Source organism: Cupriavidus sp. HY129 (assembly GCF_059492215.1).
The window spans coordinates 1,431,960-1,448,825 of sequence record NZ_CP083254.1; the positions used below are offsets into that span (position 1 = coordinate 1,431,960).

The window sequence follows — 16,866 nt, forward strand, 5'->3', positions numbered from 1 at the left end:
TTTTTCATGGGCGCCGTCTCTGGCGCCCGAGCTGCCGGATCAGCGGTAGGTGCCCACCACCCGCACGAACTTCTGGGTATCGTCACCCGTGGTCGAGCGGATCTCGATGGTGCGCTGGTCTCCGGCCAAAGCGAAGGCCGGGAACGTGGCGCCGTTGCAGCTACCGAACGCGCTGGAGCCTTGTTTGGCGGTGCTGACCGTGACTGAGCGCTGCAGGTACGACGGCACGTTGGTCTGGATGAACGTGCGATCGCCCGCTGCGGGCGCCGGCGCAACCGCGGCGGCGAACTGGCGGCCGAAGGCGAGGGCGCGGTCCACGGGCTCGGCGTTCTGTGTCCAGTTCACATCGACCGTGGTCTGGACGCCGGTCTTGCCGCCGGACGTCGTCACGAAATCGAGACTGCCTTCCGCGATCTCGTTCCAGGTCTGGCGCGCGATGACAGACGGCATCAGCACGCCACCCGACGACGTCACGGTGAACGAATCGTCCGGCGAGGCCGGCAGTGTGGTCTTGTAGGACAGATCGTTGTTCAGATACCAGACGTCGAACGTGTAGCTGGCGAAGGTCGGGATCGCGGCGATGTCGCTGTCGGACAGCGGCGCCGACGCATAGGTGTTGGCGCCCGAACTCAGCGACGACCAGGTCAGCGCATCCCCAGCTTTCAGCGGCGTCGCGGCCAGTACCACGGTACTGCTGGACTGCCCTGAACTGTTGATGACCTCGTTGGCCGCCGTGGGGTCGTCGGCGGCGTACCTCAGCGAGCCGTTCAGGTTCTGGATCACGAGGTTGGCGCTTGAGCCGCATACGCGCGAACGGGCCAGTACGACACCCGCGCTGGGCAGGCCGGGGCCCGTGACGCGCACGAGCTGCGCCTTGTATCCGAGGCCGGTCTGCGGATTCAGCAATACGCGCAGACTGGTTTCATAGCGCGAAGCGATGCCCGCAGCCGGATTGCGCTCGATCACCTTGCTGATGCGGCGCGTGACGGCAGCTTCGTACTGGCGCTGGTTGCCGGTCATCGTCCACGTGCCGGCGCGGTTGGTCACGCGGCGGGTGAACTGCGACGTACTGCCGTCGGCACGCACGAACGGGAAACGCACGAATGCCGTGGCCTCGCCGCTATCGGCCTTGCCGTTGAACAACACGATCGGAGCCTGGAAGACGGCGCCATTCATGTCAGTCGACGAGAACAGGGCGGAGAAATCGACGGCTGCCGAATAGCTGTTGTTGAGATAGTCGCTGGCGAATGCCGGCGCGCACGCCGTGAGCAGCGCGGTGGCGCTGGCACGAGCGGCCGGCGCCGCGGCGAAGCAGGCTTGCAGGTTCGCGCGGATTGCTTCGAACGTACGGGCATTGGTGGAGGCTGTCGGCGTAGGCAGTGCGGCGGGCGGGTTGGTCAATGCGCCGGCGTCGAGCACGGCTTCCGGAATGGAACCGCCCGTAAGTTGTGCCCCCCGGGATGCCAGCTTGACGCCGTTGGTGGTCAGGGTCACGTGGATGAGGTCGATGACCGCGTCGGCGCCCTGGCCCTCGGTGGTGAGCGGGGTGGAAATCGGGTCGAAGCTGCTGGCGTTCAGCCCGGCGCTGGTTGCGACATTGGCCAGCACGGCACGCAGGGCGGCCGTGGCTTGCTGCACGCCGGCGCTGCTGACCTTGCTGTTGAGCGCGCTGGCGCTGGTCAGGTCGGACGGATTGCCGCCAGCCAGCAATGCCGCAAGCGCGGTAGTCAGCGGCGTCACGTTGGCCGTGACCGTGGAGCCGCTCGCGGGTTTGGTCGGCAGCACGGACACATAGGTCACGGTCTCGCCACCGGCCGTGCCGGTTGCCAACAGGGCAAACGGCGCGCGGAAGCCGGATACGTCGAAGCTGTACCGTCCGTTTGCGTCGGCGACGCGGGTGCCGACGGTCTTGCCATCGGCATCGAACATGGTGACCTGCGCGCCGCCCATGAACGCACCGGATGCCGCAGTACCTTGCACCGTTGCCGCGGGCTGGCTGCCGCCGCCATTGCTGCCACCAGTGCTGCCGCTATCGCCGCCACCACCACATGCCGCTATCACCGCAACCGTCATGATGCCGAGCACGGGTGTCCAGATGCGCGAGCCACGCCCGTGCAACGTCTCTTGAATCCCCATTTGATTTGATTTCCCTGAGTGCCGGATGGCGAGTCCGGCTGTCTTATTGGATTTCTTGCGTTCGCCGATCCGAGAGGATATTCACGTGGCGATGATGCTGTTCCCCACTTTGGTGGGGTGTGGCGAGTGCGACACAAAGGCCGGCCACGCTTGACGGCGGACCATGCGCGGGCACTTGGTCAATGCCGAATCGGGTCGATGCGGCAATCCGCCACAGCTGCCGGCGAGGCCGGTTGCCGGGGCGCAATGAAGATATCGATGAAAATGGGTAATAATCGCGTCGAATAAATTTCGCACCCAATGCCCATGCAAGCCAATTCCCGAACCTATTTCCTGCTGATCGCCATCGTCTCCTTTGCGATGGTCGGTGCCGCGCTGTATATGCAGTACGCGGAGAACCTGCAACCGTGCCCGCTCTGCATCATGCAGCGCTTCGCGTTCATTGGTATCGGTATCTTTTCGTTGCTGGCGGTCATCGCGCAGAACACGCGCACGCTCTGGCAGGGCCTGGGGATGCTTTCTGGCGTGGGCGGCATTGCCGTGGCGGGCTACCAGGTGGCGTTGCTGATGAACCCGAAAGCGTCCTGCGGCATCGACCCGCTGGAGAACTGGGTTAACTCGCTGCCCACGGCCAAGCTGCTGCCGCAGGTGTTCTATTCGGATGGCCTGTGCACGGCACCCACGCCGCCCATCCTGGGCCTTTCAATTCCGGCCTGGTCGCTGATCTGGCTGCTGATTCTGACGCTGACGCTTGCCGTCGGGCTGATTCGTCGCGAGAAGCATTTCCGCTGAGCGGCGTGATTCTTGGCTCTCTTGGCCTTCTTGTCCTTCTTGAGCCCCTTTCCCGCGTGCGTGAGAGGGGCGCAAGCTTCAGGTCGATTGAGTTGCCTCAGGCGATCTGCTCGATCTGCTCCTGCAGTTCGAGCCAGCGTTCCTCCAGTTGCTCGAGTTCGCCGGTGACTTCGCCCTGGCGCTTGAGCATGTCCTTCAGCTTCGTCTTGTTGGCGTCGTCGTAGCTCGACGCGTCAGACATGAACGCGTCGATCGTGGTCTTGTCGGCCTGTAGCACCGACATCCGCTTTTCTACTTTTTCCAGTTCCTTCGTCAGTGGCTTGCGCAGTACCGACAGGCGCTGGCGCTCGTCGGCTTCTGCGCGGCGCTGGTCCTTCCGGTTGACCACGGGCGCGGCTTCGGCGGCGTGCGCGGCCGTGGCCGCGTTGCGCTTGGCGGCCGCCTGTTGCAGCAGCCAGTCGCGGTAGTCGTCCAGGTCGCCATCGAACGGGCGGATCGTGCCCTCGGCCACGAGCATGAACTGATCCGAGGTGGCGCGCAGCAGATGTCGGTCGTGCGAGACCAGGATCAGCGTGCCTTCGAACTGGGCCAGCGCCATCGTCAGCGCTTCGCGGGTGTCGAGGTCCAGGTGGTTGGTCGGTTCGTCCAGCAGCAGCAAATTCGGCTTTTGCCAGACGATCAGGGACAGCGCCAGCCGGGCCTTCTCGCCACCCGAGAACGGTTCGATCGGCGACGTCGCCATGTCACCGCGGAAATTGAAGCTGCCCAGGAAGTCGCGCAGCTCTTGCTCGCGCACGTCCGGCGCCAGCCGCGCCAGATGCTGGAGCGGCGAATCGTGGTCGCGCAGCGTTTCCAGCTGGTGCTGGGCGAAGTAGCCGATCACGAGTCCCTTGCCCAGCCGGACGGTGCCGTTCAGCGGCGCCTGCGTGCCGGCCAGCGTCTTCACCAGCGTCGACTTGCCCTGGCCGTTCGCGCCCAGCAGGCCGATGCGCTGGCCGTTCTGGATCGACAGCGCAAGGTTGTGCAGGATCGTGACAGGTGGGTCGGCCTCGGCATAGCCGCAGTCGACACCTTCCAGCACCATCATCGGGTTCGGCGCCGAATCGGGCTCCCGGAACTCGAAAGCGAAGCCGGCTGCCACGTGCACCGGCGCCAGCCGCTCCATCTTCTCCAGTGCCTTCACCCGGCTTTGCGCCTGGCGTGCCTTGGTGGCCTTGGCCTTGAAGCGGTTGATGAACGACTCCAGGTGCGCGATTTCCTTCTGCTGGCGCGCGTAGGCCGACTGCTGCTGCGCCATCTGCTGCAGCCGCATCGTTTCGAACTGCGTGTAGTTGCCGCCGTAACGCTTCAGTTGCTGGTTCTCGATATGCACCGTGACGTTGCAGATCGCGTCGAGGAATTCGCGATCGTGCGAGATCATCACCAGCGTGCCTGGGTAGCGCGCAAGCCAGTCTTCGAGCCAGACGATGGCGTCGAGGTCCAGGTGGTTGGTCGGTTCGTCAAGCAGCAGCAGGTCCGACGGGCACATCAGCGCCTGCGCCAGGTTCAGGCGCATCCGCCAGCCGCCCGAGAACGATGCCACGGGCTGCGACACCTGCGGCAGCGTGAAGCCCAGGCCCAGCAACAGCGCCTCGGCGCGCGCGGCGGCGGTGTAGCCGTCGGCGTCGGCATAGGCTGCATGGGCTTCGCCTTCGGCCGAGCCATCGCCGCTGGCCTGGGCGGCGGCAATCCGGGCCTCGATCTCGCGCAGGCGGGTATCGCCATCGACCACATAGTCCACGGCGGAGCGGGCCACCGCGGGCGTCTCCTGCGCCACATGAGCAATGCGCCACTGGGCGGGCAGGAAGACGTCGCCGCCATCGGCGTGCAGTTCGCCGCGCAGCATGGAAAACAGCGTGGACTTGCCACTGCCGTTGGCGCCGACAAGGCCGACGCGCTCGCCCGGGTTGAGCGTCACGCTGGTGTGGTCGAACAGCACCTTGGTGCCGCGCTGGAGGACAAGCTGGTCGATTCGGATCACGGAGGAGACGGGAGGCTAAAGCTGGAAACGGTTTTTCGGCAGGCGGGCATTGTATCGCGCCGTCATCCAAAGGCTGTCGCTGCTGGCCATGTTCGGCCGCTTGTTCTGAGGGATTACCCCTAATCGGCCACTTTTCACTCTCCTGGTATGGCAATTGCGTGTAAATTTATTTACATAGATGGCTGCACCGGGAAAGTGCTTTTTCATCAAAGCGCGATGCCGGTCCTGGTGCGCCAATCATTGTTTCGCGCTGATTCGCGCGGTTTTGAATAGATCCTGTAGTCCCGAGATGCCAGACGGCCAGCCAATTTCCGAGCGTATTGCACGCGCCTTGCCAACGTTGACGCCCGCGCACCAGCGCATGGCGCAGTACGTGCTGGAGAACCCGTTCCGCGCCGCCACGATGCGGATCGACGAGTTCGCCACGGCCGTGGACGTATCGGTGGCCACGGCCAACCGTTTTGCGCGCGCGCTGGGATTCGAAGGCTATCCGCAGTTCCGCACCGAACTCGTACGCGGCTTCGAGGCCACGCTGGCACCGGTGGAGCGATTGCGCGACGAACTGGCGCGCCCCACCACGGCGGCGGAGGTGTTCGCGGCTTCGCTCGAGGAGGGTATCCGTAATCTGGAAGCCACGCGCCGCGCGCTGGACCCCGAAGCCTGCGAGCGTGCGGTGTCGGCGATCCTGGAGGCGGAGCGTGTCTACGTGATGGGCTTTGGCGCCAGCGGATTCCTGGCCGGGCTGCTGCAGCACGGTCTGGAGATGCATTGCCGCATGGTCACGTCGGTGTCCAACGCCGGTGGCGCATCCCATGCGGGACGGCAACTGTTCAAGCTGCAACCGCAGGATCTGGTCATCGCCATCGCGTTTCCGCGCTACGTGACTGACACGGTCATGCTGGCCCAGCGCGTCAAGGAGCACGGCGGCCGATTGATGGCGCTGACCGATGGCCCGGCATCACCGCTGGCACCGCTGGCTGACTACACGCTCTACGCCAATACTGGATACCGGTTCTCCGCCAATTCCGATGCGACGGTTCTGGCGCTGATCGAGGCGCTGTGCGGCGCCGTGGCGCACCGGTCCGCGCGGTCGGTCAAAGCGGCTGCCGAAATGACCGAATTCCTGCTGCCCTGGCTACACGGCGCGCCCGACGCGCGTGGTGGCCGGATTGCCGCGAAATCTTCCGACTGATCCCCGACCGAAGTAGAAGGACCCCATGTCTCAAGCTGTTATCGCCATCCACGGTGGCGCGGGCACGATCACCCGTGCCGCGATGAATGCCGAGCGCGAACGCGAGTACACCGCCGCGCTCGAGCAGGTACTGCTCGCTGGCCAGTGCGTGCTGGCCGACGGCGGCACCGCGCTCGACGCGGTCACCGAAGCGGTGCGCCTGCTCGAAGACTGTCCGCTGTTCAACGCCGGCCGGGGTGCCGTGCTGACCCATGCCGGCACGTTCGAACTCGACGCGGCAATCATGGATGGCCAGACGCTGGGCGCCGGCGCCGTGGCCTGCGTCAAGCGCCTGCGCAACCCGGTGCTGGCCGCGCGCGCCGTGCTGGAACGCAGCGAGCACGTGCTGTTCGCTGCCGAAGGCGCCGAGGCGTTCGCCGAAGCGCAGGGGCTGGAACTGGTCGGGCCCGAGTACTACTTCACGCAGGCCCGCCACGATCAATGGGTGCGTGCGCAGGCCAGCACAGGCATGGCGCTGCTCGACCACGACGCGGCTGCACTGGCCGCCCGGGCGGGGGCTGCCGATCCGATCGATCCCGACAACAAGTTCGGCACGGTTGGCGCGGTGGCCTGCGATGCCGCCGGCAACCTCGCCGCGGCCACGTCGACCGGCGGCGTCACCAACAAGCAGGTGGGCCGCGTGGGCGATACCCCGATCGTTGGGGCCGGCTGCTACGCGGACGACGTCGCGGCAGTCTCGGCCACGGGCACGGGCGAGATGTTCATCCGCACCGTGGCCGCGTTCGACGTCTCGGCGCAGATGCGCTACGCGGGGTTGTCGCTCGAGGAATCGGCGCGCCGCGTGGTGATGGAAAAGCTTCCTGCGATTGGCGGCCGTGGTGGCCTGATCGCGGTGGACCGTGCGGGCAACGTCACGCTGCCGTTCAACACGGAAGGCATGTACCGAGGCGTGGCGCGCGTTGGCGAGCCGGCCACTGTCTGGATCTACGGCTGATATGGCGAAGACCGTTTCGAAACAAGGCATCGTGCTGCCGCCCGAACGCGTGGTGGCCGTCGACAACCTCACCGTGCGCTTCGCCACGTCGGAGCGTACCGTCGAGGCTGTGCGCAACCTGTCGTTCCATGTCGACCGTGGCGAAACGCTGGCCGTGGTTGGCGAGTCGGGCTCGGGCAAGTCGGTGACGTCGCTGGCGCTGATGCGCCTCGTGGAGCACGGCGGCGGCAAGATCGCCAATGGCGCCATGGCGCTGCGCCGGCGCAATGGCGAGGTGCTCGATCTGGTCAATGCCGGCGAATCGACGTTGCGCAAGGTGCGCGGCGCGGACGTGGCGATGATCTTCCAGGAGCCGATGACCTCGCTGAACCCAGTGTTTCCGGTCGGCGAGCAGATCGCGGAGTCGATTCGCCTGCATCAGGGCAAGAACAAGGCCGCAGCCCGTGCCGAGGCGCTGCGTATGCTGGAACTGGTGCGCATTCCGGAGGCGCGGCGCGTGCTCGACCGCTTCCCGCATCAGCTCTCGGGCGGCATGCGGCAGCGCGTGATGATCGCGATGGCGCTGTCCTGCAAGCCGGGGTTGCTGATTGCGGACGAGCCGACTACCGCGCTCGACGTGACGATCCAGGCTGAGATCCTGCAACTCATCCGCAATCTCCAGGCGGAAATGAACATGGGCGTGGTCTTCATCACGCACGACATGGGCGTGGTGGCCGAGGTGGCCGATCGCGTGCTGGTGATGTATCGCGGTGAAAAGGTGGAGGAGGGCACGTCAGATCAGGTGTTCCATGCGCCCGCCCATCCGTACACGCGCGCGCTGCTGTCTGCCGTGCCGAAGCTCGGCGCGATGGCGGGCACCGATCTGCCGGCCCGTTTCCCGCTGGTGCAGATGAGCGATACCGACAAGGTGGTCGAGGAAGCGCCGCAGGACACCATCCCGGCAGGCGCCAAGCCGATCCTGCGCGTACGCGACCTGGTGACGCGCTTCGATGTGCCAGGCGGCCTGTTCGGCAAGGTCACGCGCCGCGTTCACGCGGTGGAGCAAGTCAGCTTCGATCTCTACCCGGGCGAGACGCTGGCGCTGGTTGGCGAATCGGGCTGCGGCAAGTCGACCACGGGACGTTCGCTGTTGCGGCTGGTCGATTCGCAGAGCGGCACGATCGAGTTCGCAGGCCAGAACATCAGTCAGATGCAGGGGCCGGCGCTTCAGGCGCTGCGCCGCAATATCCAGTTCATCTTCCAGGACCCGTTTGCGTCGCTGGACCCGCGTGTGCCGGTCGGCTACTCGATCATGGAGCCGCTGCTGGTGCACAAGGTGGCCAGCGGCAAGGAAGCCGAGGCGCGAGTTGCCTGGCTGCTCGAAAAGGTGGGCCTGACCGCCGCGCACGCATCGCGCTATCCGCACGAGTTCTCGGGTGGCCAGCGCCAGCGGATCTGCATCGCGCGCGCCCTGGCGCTGAACCCGAAGGTGGTCGTGGCCGACGAGTCGGTGTCGGCGCTCGACGTGTCGATCCAGGCGCAGATCGTCAACCTGATGCTCGGCCTTCAGCGCGAGCTGGGCGTGGCCTTCCTGTTCATCTCGCACGATATGGCCGTGGTGGAGCGCGTAAGCCACCGCGTGGCCGTGATGTATCTGGGCCAGATCGTCGAGATCGGCCCGCGTCGCGCCATCTTCGAGAACCCGCAGCACCCGTATACGAAGAAGCTGATGTCGGCGGTGCCAATCGCCGATCCGGCCCGGCGCCACATGAAGCGCGAGCCGCTTTCCGACGAGATCCCCAGCCCGATCCGCGCGGTCGGTGACGAGCCAGTGGTCCAGCCGCTGGTTGCCGTGGCCGGCAGTGGCGCGCACGGACATTACGTAGCCCGGCACGCCGTCGGCGGCGCCTACTGAAGTTCGTTTTCCTCAAGGAGAAGTGAAGATGTCTGACCGCAAGGTTTCGTTCCGCCTGATGGCCGGCGCCACCGCAGTGGGCGCCATGGGCATGATGGCCGCCGCGCCGGCATTTGCCGCCAAGGACGCGGTGATGGCCGTGTACTCCACCTTCACCACGCTGGACCCGTACGACGCGAACGACACGCTGTCGCAGGCGGCGGTGAAGTCGTTCTACCAAGGCCTGTTCGGCTTCGACAAGGACATGAAGCTGGTCAACGTGCTGGCCGAGAGCTACGACGTCAGCAAGGATGGCCTGGTCTACACGATCAAGCTCAAGAAGGGCGTGAAGTTCCACGACGGCACCACGTTCGACGCGACCGCCGTCAAGGCCAATCTGGACCGCGTGACCGATCCGGCCAACAAGCTCAAGCGCTACACGCTGTTCAACCGTGTGGCCAAGACCGACGTGGTGGACCCGAACACGGTGCGAATCACGCTCAAGGAACCGTTCTCGCCGTTCATCAACGTGCTGGCCCACCCGTCGGCGGTGATGATCAGCCCGACCGCGCTGAAGAAGTACGGCAAGGAGATTGCCTTCCACCCCGTGGGCACCGGTCCGTTCGAGTTCGTGGAATGGAAGCAGACCGATTACCTGAAGGGCAAGAAGTTCGCGGGCTACTGGAAGACCGGCTATCCGAAGATCGACACGATCACCTGGAAGCCTGTGGTCGACAACAACACGCGCTCGGCCGTGATGCAGACCGGCGAAGCCGACTTCGCGTTCAGCATTCCGTTCGAGCAGGCCGCGGTGCTCAAGGCCAGCCCGAAGGTGGACCTGATCGACGGGCCGTCGATCATCCAGCGCTACCTGTCGCTGAACACGATGGTCAAGCCGTTCAACGACCCCAAGGTGCGTCAGGCGATCAACTACGCGATCAACAAGGAGGCGCTGGCCAAGGTGGCGTTCGCCGGCTACGCCGTACCGTCGGCCGGCGTGGTGCCTCCGGGCGTGGACTACGCCGAGAAGCTGGGCCCATGGCCGTACAACCCGGCCAAGGCGCGCGAACTGCTCAAGGAAGCCGGCTACCCGAACGGCTTCGAAACGACGCTGTGGTCGGCCTATAACCACACCACCGCGCAGAAGGTGATCCAGTTCGTGCAGCAGCAGCTGCAACAGGTGGGCATCAAGGCGCAGGTACTGGCACTGGAAGCCGGCCAGCGCGTGGAACGCGTGGAGTCGGTGGCCAAGCCCGAGGACGCCGGCGTGCGGATGTACTACGTGGGCTGGTCGTCGTCGACCGGTGAGTCGGACTGGGCGCTGCGTCCGCTGCTGGCTTCGGAAGCGATGCCGCCGAAGCTGCTGAACACGGCCTACTACAAGAACGACCAGGTCGATGCCGATATCGCCAACGCGCTGCGCACGACCGATCGCGCCGAGAAGGCCAAGCTCTACAAGGATGCTCAGGAACGCATCTGGAAGGACGCGCCGTGGGCCTTCCTGGTGACCGAGAAGGTGCTGTACGCGCGTTCGAAGCGCCTGACCGGTGCCTACGTGATGCCCGACGGCTCGTTCAATTTCGACGAGATCGATATCAAGCAGTAAGCGGTTGGCATGTCTTCGGTGTTTGCCCCTCTCCCATTCATGGGGGAGGGGGAGTGCCGCAGTAACGCAGTAACGCAGTAACGCAGTAACGCAGTAAGAGTGGTTGCAAGTCGTGGTATCGCAGTGCCGCAGTACCAAAAACAAGCACAAGCTGTATGCAGTAAGCCGTGTGGCTGCCTGCCCGGATACGCGGGGTTGAGGGCGGGCGGCCGGCGGTCCTCAATTTTCCGTTGCGAGATGCTGAATTACTTCCTCAAACGACTTCTGGGCGTGATACCCACCATGCTGATCGTGGCGGTGCTGGTATTCCTGTTCGTCCATCTGCTGCCCGGCGATCCGGCGCGGCTGGCCGCGGGCCCGGAGGCCGACGCGGACACCGTGGAACTGGTGCGCAAGGACCTCGGGCTCGATCGCCCGATGCCGGAGCAGTTCGTGCGTTACTTCTCGAACGCCCTGCGGGGGGACTTCGGTACCTCGCTGCGCACCAAGCGGCCCGTTTCGGAAGAAATCGGCGACCGCTTCCTGCCCACGTTGTACCTGACGATCGCGTCGATGGTGTGGGCCGTTATCTTCGGCATGACCATCGGCATCTGCTCGGCCGTGTGGCGGAATCAGTGGCCGGACCGCCTGGGCATGACGCTGGCGGTGTCGGGTATCTCGTTCCCGGCCTTCGCGCTGGGGATGCTGCTGATGGAAGTGTTCTCGGTGCAGCTCGGCTGGCTGCCGTCGATCGGCGCCGATAGCTGGAAGCACTACATCCTGCCGTCGCTGACGCTCGGCGCAGCCGTAGCCGCCGTGATGGCGCGATTCACGCGCGCATCGTTCATCGAGGTACTGCAGGAGGACTTCGTCCGTACCGCGCGCGCCAAGGGCGTGCGCGAGACCGTGGTCGTGATCAAGCATACGCTGCGCAACGCAATGATTCCCGTCGTGACGATGATGGGCCTGCAGTTCGGCTTTCTGCTGGGTGGCTCGATCCTCGTCGAGAAGGTGTTCAACTGGCCCGGCCTCGGCCGCCTGCTGGTGGATGCCGTGGAGATGCGCGACTACCCGGTGATCCAGGCCGAGGTGCTCTTGTTCTCGCTCGAATTCATCCTGATCAACCTGGTGGTGGACGTCCTGTACACCGTGATCAACCCCACCATCCGCTACAAATAAGGAGGCTGGCATGTCCGATATTTCCACGCCCGCCGCTCCCGAGGCCGCCAACGTCCCGGAGGCCGTCCGCACGCCCTGGACCGAGTTCTGGCGCAAGTTCCGCAAGCAGCATCTCGCGCTGGCCGCCGGCGCGTTCGTGCTGCTGCTGGTGGTGGTCGCGATTCTGGCGCCGCACATCGTCCCGTACGATCCCGAGAACTTCTTCGACTACGACGCGCTCAACGCAGGCCCGTCGGCCGCGCACTGGATGGGCGTTGACTCGCTCGGGCGCGACATCTTCAGCCGCATCCTGGCCGGCACGCGCATTTCGCTGGCGGCCGGCTTCTTCTCGGTGATCATCGGCGCGGTCATCGGCACGGTGCTGGGCCTGCTGGCCGGTTACTACGAGGGCTGGTGGGACCGTATCGTCACGCGCATCTGCGATGTGCTGTTCGCGTTCCCGGGCATCCTGCTTGCGATCGCCATCGTCGCGATCCTGGGCAATGGCATGGTCAATGTGATCTTCGCAGTGGCGGTGTTCAGCATTCCAGCCTTCGCGCGCCTTGTGCGGGGCAACACGCTGATGCTCAAGCGGCTCACGTACGTGGAAGCGGCACGTAGTATTGGCGCATCCGACTGGACGATCCTGATGCGGCATATCCTGCCCGGTACCGTGTCGTCGATCGTGGTGTACTTCTCGATGCGGATCGGCACGTCGATTATCACGGCGGCTGGCCTGTCATTCCTGGGCCTTGGCGCGCAACCGCCCACGCCCGAGTGGGGCGCGATGCTGAACGAGGCGCGCGCTGACATGGTGACCGCGCCCCATGTGGCGATTTTCCCGAGCCTGGCGATCTTCCTGACCGTGCTGGCGTTCAACCTGCTGGGCGATGGCCTGCGCGATGCGCTCGATCCGAAGATCGACCGGCGCTGATGGCACCTTCAGCACGCATTGAACACAAGTCGAGCACGATGATGGATCTCCCCGTGATTGGCACGTTGCCGCCGGGCCCTCGCAATGCGATCACCGACGTGGCTGGCGTGACCGTCGGCCACTGCACGCTGGCCGACGGGGCCTGCCAGACCGGGGTGACGGTGATTCGCCCGCATGCGGGCAATGTCTACCGCGAGAAGGTGCCTGCCGCCGCCGCCGTGCTGAACGGATTCGGCAAGAGCATCGGCCTGGTGCAGGTCGACGAACTCGGCGTGCTGGAAACGCCGATTGCGCTGACCAACACCTTCTCGGTCGGCGCACTGGCACAGGCGCAGATCCGCGCGGCCATTACCGAGAACCCCGAGATCGGCCGCGCCTGGCCCACCGTCAATCCGCTCGTGTTCGAGTGCAATGATGGCTACCTGAACGATATCCAGGCGATGGCGGTCCAGGGGATCCACTACGACAGCGCCCTGGCGGCCGCGAGCGTGGATGTCGCACAAGGCGCGGTGGGCGCGGGGCGGGGCATGTCGTCGTTCGGCGTCAAGGGTGGTATCGGCACTGCATCGCGTGTTGCGGGCGGCTACACGGTTGGCGCGCTGGTGTTGTCGAACTTTGGCACGCCGGATTCCCTGATCTATGGCGGCAGGCCGCTGGGCGCGGCGCTGGCCGCCCAACTGAGGCAGGAGATCGTCCCGGAGAAGGGATCGATCATCATGATCGTGGCCACCGACGCACCGCTCGACGCGCGGCAGCTAGGCCGGCTTTCGCTGCGCGCCGGCGCGGGGCTGGCGCGAACCGGCTCCGTATTCGGCCATGGCTCTGGCGATATCGCGCTGGCGTTCTCGACGGCGTACACCGTGCCGCATCTGGCCGACGTGCCGATGCCGGCCGTGCAGATGGTGCATGAAACACGGCTCGACCCGCTGTTCCGCGCCGCGGCTGACAGCGTGGAGCAGGCCATCGTCAATGCGCTCTGGCATGGCGAAACCGTTCATGGCCGCGATGGGCACACCCGTCGGGCACTACGAGACCTGTTGCAGGAACTGATGGCATGAAGATTCTGGTTTCCACCGACATCGAAGGCGTGGCGGGCGTATTCCACGCCGAGCAGACCCGCGCGGGGAATGGAGAGTACGAGCGCGCGCGTGCCTGGATGACGGCCGAAGCCAACGCCGCCGTGCAGGGCGCATTCGCGGGCGGCGCCACCGAGGTGTTGGTCAACGATTCGCACGGGGGCTTCCGCAACCTGCTGCCGGATCAGATCGACCCGCGCGCGCAACTGGTGCTGGGCAAGCCGCGCTATCTGAGCATGATGGCTGGCGTCGAGCAGGATTGCGACGGCGTGTTCATGATCGGCTATCACGGCCGGGCGCAGAGCCGTGGCGTGCTGGCCCATACGATCAACAGCGGCGCATTCGCGCGCGTCTGGCTCAACGGGCTGGAGCTGGGCGAGGCGGGCATCTACGCCGCATTGGCCGGCGAGTTCGGCGTGCCGGTCATGCTGGCCAGCGGCGATGACGTCTTCATCGCGGAAACGCAGCCGCTGATGCCATGGGTGCGCTACGTGCAGACCAAGGCCGCGGGCGGGCAGGGCAGCGGCACCTCGTTGTCGCTCGCTGCCGCTCGTGAAGCGATCGCAGTGGCCGCCGAGTCCGTGACGCGCGATGCGATCGTCCACGCCGAGGCACGTTGCTTCGAACTGCCCGGGCCGGTGAGTTGCCGCCTGCAGACGACGACCACCGCCCACGCCGACCTGTTCTGCCAATGGCCCGAGTTCGAACGGGTGGACGGTGTCACGCTGACATTCACGGCGCCGACCGTGCAGGCTGCGGTGCGAATGCTGAACTGCTGCTCGGCGATGTCGTTCATGCTGAAGTAGTTGTTTTCCCCCTTTTCCCGCAACGCGGGAGAACGGAGCGAAAACAGTGGGACAATAGCGCCCGTTCCCGATTTCGCCTGACTTCCAATGACCCATCCGACGCACGGGAGCTGGACGCCCGTTCGCAAGGACTTCGTCGATCCGGCCAGCACGCGATGCCATGCGCGCAACGCGAAAGGTGGCCGCCACCACGGTTTTCCCGAAGGTCACGCCTATATCTTGCGCGGGCCGGATGGCCACGAGTACCCATTCGGCCCGGAATGCGCGCGCGAGGTGCTGGCCGTGCCCGAGGCGCTGGATCAGATCCCGGACTATACCGAGCGCGATGCGGTGAAGCGGATCGACGCCGATCTGCCCGCGCCGGTGAGGCGCAAGCCCTCGGCGGCCGAACAGGAGCTGGCGTGCCGCAATGCGGCCACGCGCTATGTGGTACTGCGCATGGAGAAAGTGGCTGCCGTGCCGCGCGTGCAGCCGACAGTCCTGTTTCCCGCGCTCGATGAGCTTTATCAGCGGATCGCCACCGGCGGCACGCTCACGAACGCGCAGGTGCAACGCGTGCTGGCGATCGAGCGCAGCCAGGCCACGCCGCCCAAGCTCAAAAGCACGAACCTGCTCGATGTCTATACGGCGCACGTCAAGCTAGAGTGGCTGATCGCAGGGGCAAACCGCGTGGATCAGATACGTTTCCTGCGCAGCCTGCATGACTGGCTGGCCAGACATCTGGTGCTGTCTGCCGCGCAGATTGCTGCCGCCGGCATCGTGATGCACCCGCACGCATTCCGCAGCGCCTGGCCGTCAGAGGGCGGTCCGACGGAGCTGTTCTGACGTCCGCTGGATAAAAACGCCGGATTGGCGTTACATTGAGGGCATCCCCACTCGGCCCAGGCCATTCCCGCCATGCCTGCCAGTCAGACTGCGCGCTACTTCGCACGCAGCTATGCCGAAGCCCGCCAGAAATTCCTGGCGGCCGCCCGCGCATGTGGTGCGACGCTGACCGAGTTCCCCCATCCCACCGAAACAGGCAACCAGGGCGAGGCCCTGGCGATGGACGTCGCCTGGGTCGGGGCCGCCGATGCGTCGCGCGTGCTGCTGGTGACGTCCGGCACCCACGGCGCCGAAGGCTTCTGCGGATCGGGCACACAGGTGGCGATGCTTGCCGACACGGGGCTGCATACGGACTGCCACCGCGCCGGCTGTGCGCTGATGTTCATCCACGCGGTCAATCCCTACGGCTTTTCCCACCTGCGCCGCGTCAACGAGGACAACGTTGACCTGAACCGCAATTTCGCGGACTTCGAACGGCCACTGCCGGCCAATCCGGCCTATGCCGAGATTGCCCCGATGCTGCTGCCGAGCCAGTGGCCGCCGTCGTGCGACGAACACACCGCGCTGATGAAGCGGGTGACGGAGCGGGGCATGGGTTGGTTCCAGGCGGCGATCAGCGCCGGACAGTATCAGGACCCGGATGGCATGTTCTTCGGCGGTCAGCAGGCAACGTGGAGCAACTACACGTTACGGCGCATCCTGGCCCGCTTTGGCGCCGGGCGGACCACTTTGCGATGGGTCGATGTGCACACGGGGCTGGGACCGTGGGGCTATGGCGAACCGATCTACATGGGGCCCGACGAGGCGCGCCAGTTGAACAAGACGCGGGCCATCTGGGGCGGCAGCGTGACGTCGATCTACGACGGCTCGTCGACATCGGCCAACCTGACCGGGCTCGCGTGGGCGGCCGTGCCGCAGACGCTGCCGACGATCGACTACGCGGGCATCGCCCTGGAGTTCGGCACGCTGCCGCTGCCTGATGTGCTCGATGCGTTGCGTGGCGACCATTGGCTGCATGTGCATCCTGAAGCGGACGAGAATCAGCGCGCACTGATCAAGCAGGCTGTGTGGCGTGCCTTCTATGGCGATTCGGACGAATGGCGCGATGGCGTGGTGGCTCAGGTGACCGACGCGGTGCGCAAGGGAATCGGCGTGTAGCGGCTTATGCCGAGATGCGGCGGTTCGTAATCGACTCATCTTTCGACTACCTTTCAACGACCATACGGAAGCGCTGATAGTCGTTATTGACCGTGCCCGGTTGAGACGCGGGGAGGGATGGCGAGACAATCGCCCGGGCGTGCCGGCATCGCTTGGTCGATGCCGCGCGCCATGACAGCACAGTAAGAAGAACAGGCGTCGTTGCCCAGCCCCACATCCTCAGCCGGACGCAAGCGAGAGCGCGTCGGCATCTCCCGCGTGGTTCATGATCCGCGCCGGTCGAATGGACCGGCTGGCAGCGTTCGCCCGTCGCACTC

Annotated in this window: 13 protein-coding genes; 11 read left to right on the forward strand and 2 right to left on the reverse strand. The window is 65.5% G+C overall.

What is annotated here, in order from left to right:
* Window positions 1-39 precede the first annotated feature (39 nt).
* Entirely contained in the window at window positions 40-2,136 is a 2,097-nt protein-coding gene (locus tag K6G35_RS06620) for a hypothetical protein (protein ID WP_495676226.1), read from the reverse strand.
* A gap of 306 nt (window positions 2,137-2,442) precedes the next feature.
* On the opposite strand from K6G35_RS06620, the gene K6G35_RS06625 reads away from it, so the two are divergent.
* Window positions 2,443-2,928 (forward strand): disulfide bond formation protein B, encoded by a 486-nt coding sequence (locus K6G35_RS06625; protein ID WP_008649101.1) that lies wholly within the window; start codon window positions 2,443-2,445, stop codon window positions 2,926-2,928.
* 97 nt (window positions 2,929-3,025) lie between these two features.
* Here the strand turns inward: K6G35_RS06625 and K6G35_RS06630 are convergent, their stop codons facing one another.
* Window positions 3,026-4,948 carry an ATP-binding cassette domain-containing protein gene (locus K6G35_RS06630; RefSeq protein WP_286880819.1) on the reverse strand — a complete coding sequence of 641 codons (1,923 nt, stop codon included), beginning with the start codon at window positions 4,946-4,948 and terminating at the stop codon, window positions 3,026-3,028.
* Window positions 4,949-5,237: 289 nt separating this feature from the next.
* Here K6G35_RS06630 and K6G35_RS06635 point away from each other — a divergent pair, with 289 nt between their 5' ends.
* From K6G35_RS06635 to K6G35_RS06680, 10 genes are all read left to right on the forward strand, one after another.
* Window positions 5,238-6,140: a MurR/RpiR family transcriptional regulator gene (locus tag K6G35_RS06635; RefSeq protein WP_035881998.1), complete on the forward strand. Its 903-nt coding sequence runs from the start codon at window positions 5,238-5,240 to the stop codon at window positions 6,138-6,140.
* A 25-nt stretch (window positions 6,141-6,165) separates the two neighbouring features.
* Complete coding sequence (locus K6G35_RS06640) at window positions 6,166-7,134, forward strand: isoaspartyl peptidase/L-asparaginase family protein (protein WP_035882000.1); 969 nt, start codon at window positions 6,166-6,168, stop codon at window positions 7,132-7,134.
* Between the two features lies 1 nt (window position 7,135).
* Window positions 7,136-9,028 carry a dipeptide ABC transporter ATP-binding protein gene (locus K6G35_RS06645; RefSeq protein ID WP_008649097.1) on the forward strand — a complete coding sequence of 631 codons (1,893 nt, stop codon included), beginning with the start codon at window positions 7,136-7,138 and terminating at the stop codon, window positions 9,026-9,028.
* A 28-nt stretch (window positions 9,029-9,056) separates the two neighbouring features.
* Complete coding sequence (gsiB, locus tag K6G35_RS06650) at window positions 9,057-10,613, forward strand: glutathione ABC transporter substrate-binding protein GsiB (protein ID WP_008649096.1); 1,557 nt, start codon at window positions 9,057-9,059, stop codon at window positions 10,611-10,613.
* Between the two features lie 237 nt (window positions 10,614-10,850).
* On the forward strand, window positions 10,851-11,771 hold the full coding sequence (gsiC, locus tag K6G35_RS06655; protein WP_008649095.1) for a glutathione ABC transporter permease GsiC: 921 nt from the start codon (window positions 10,851-10,853) through the stop codon (window positions 11,769-11,771).
* Window positions 11,772-11,781: 10 nt separating this feature from the next.
* The gene (gene gsiD, locus K6G35_RS06660) at window positions 11,782-12,684 is read left to right on the forward strand and encodes a glutathione ABC transporter permease GsiD (RefSeq protein WP_186425325.1); all 903 of its coding nucleotides are present in this window, start codon (window positions 11,782-11,784) and stop codon (window positions 12,682-12,684) included.
* Window positions 12,684-13,742: a DmpA family aminopeptidase gene (locus K6G35_RS06665; protein WP_286880812.1), complete on the forward strand. Its 1,059-nt coding sequence runs from the start codon at window positions 12,684-12,686 to the stop codon at window positions 13,740-13,742. The genes gsiD and K6G35_RS06665 overlap by 1 nt, the downstream gene beginning before the upstream one ends.
* Complete coding sequence (locus tag K6G35_RS06670; RefSeq protein WP_495676227.1) at window positions 13,739-14,566, forward strand: M55 family metallopeptidase; 828 nt, start codon at window positions 13,739-13,741, stop codon at window positions 14,564-14,566. The genes K6G35_RS06665 and K6G35_RS06670 overlap by 4 nt, the downstream gene beginning before the upstream one ends.
* Window positions 14,567-14,653: 87 nt before the next feature.
* Window positions 14,654-15,391 (forward strand): hypothetical protein, encoded by a 738-nt coding sequence (locus tag K6G35_RS06675; RefSeq protein ID WP_495676228.1) that lies wholly within the window; start codon window positions 14,654-14,656, stop codon window positions 15,389-15,391.
* Between the two features lie 72 nt (window positions 15,392-15,463).
* Window positions 15,464-16,549, forward strand: a complete 1,086-nt coding sequence (locus K6G35_RS06680; RefSeq protein ID WP_495676229.1) for a M14 family metallopeptidase — start codon at window positions 15,464-15,466, stop codon at window positions 16,547-16,549.
* Window positions 16,550-16,866 lie beyond the last annotated feature (317 nt).

What these genes read in the sequence shown, in the direction of transcription:
- K6G35_RS06620 (WP_495676226.1), bottom strand. Translation starts at nt 2,136, where the DNA reads ATGGGGATTCAAGAGACGTTGCACGGGCGTGGCTCGCGCATCTGGACA.
- K6G35_RS06625 (WP_008649101.1), top strand. Translation starts at nt 2,443, where the DNA reads ATGCAAGCCAATTCCCGAACCTATTTCCTGCTGATCGCCATCGTCTCC.
- K6G35_RS06635 (WP_035881998.1), top strand. Translation starts at nt 5,238, where the DNA reads ATGCCAGACGGCCAGCCAATTTCCGAGCGTATTGCACGCGCCTTGCCA.
- K6G35_RS06640 (WP_035882000.1), top strand. Translation starts at nt 6,166, where the DNA reads ATGTCTCAAGCTGTTATCGCCATCCACGGTGGCGCGGGCACGATCACC.
- K6G35_RS06645 (WP_008649097.1), top strand. Translation starts at nt 7,136, where the DNA reads ATGGCGAAGACCGTTTCGAAACAAGGCATCGTGCTGCCGCCCGAACGC.
- gsiB (WP_008649096.1), top strand. Translation starts at nt 9,057, where the DNA reads ATGTCTGACCGCAAGGTTTCGTTCCGCCTGATGGCCGGCGCCACCGCA.
- gsiC (WP_008649095.1), top strand. Translation starts at nt 10,851, where the DNA reads ATGCTGAATTACTTCCTCAAACGACTTCTGGGCGTGATACCCACCATG.
- gsiD (WP_186425325.1), top strand. Translation starts at nt 11,782, where the DNA reads ATGTCCGATATTTCCACGCCCGCCGCTCCCGAGGCCGCCAACGTCCCG.
- K6G35_RS06665 (WP_286880812.1), top strand. Translation starts at nt 12,684, where the DNA reads ATGGCACCTTCAGCACGCATTGAACACAAGTCGAGCACGATGATGGAT.
- K6G35_RS06670 (WP_495676227.1), top strand. Translation starts at nt 13,739, where the DNA reads ATGAAGATTCTGGTTTCCACCGACATCGAAGGCGTGGCGGGCGTATTC.
- K6G35_RS06675 (WP_495676228.1), top strand. Translation starts at nt 14,654, where the DNA reads ATGACCCATCCGACGCACGGGAGCTGGACGCCCGTTCGCAAGGACTTC.
- K6G35_RS06680 (WP_495676229.1), top strand. Translation starts at nt 15,464, where the DNA reads ATGCCTGCCAGTCAGACTGCGCGCTACTTCGCACGCAGCTATGCCGAA.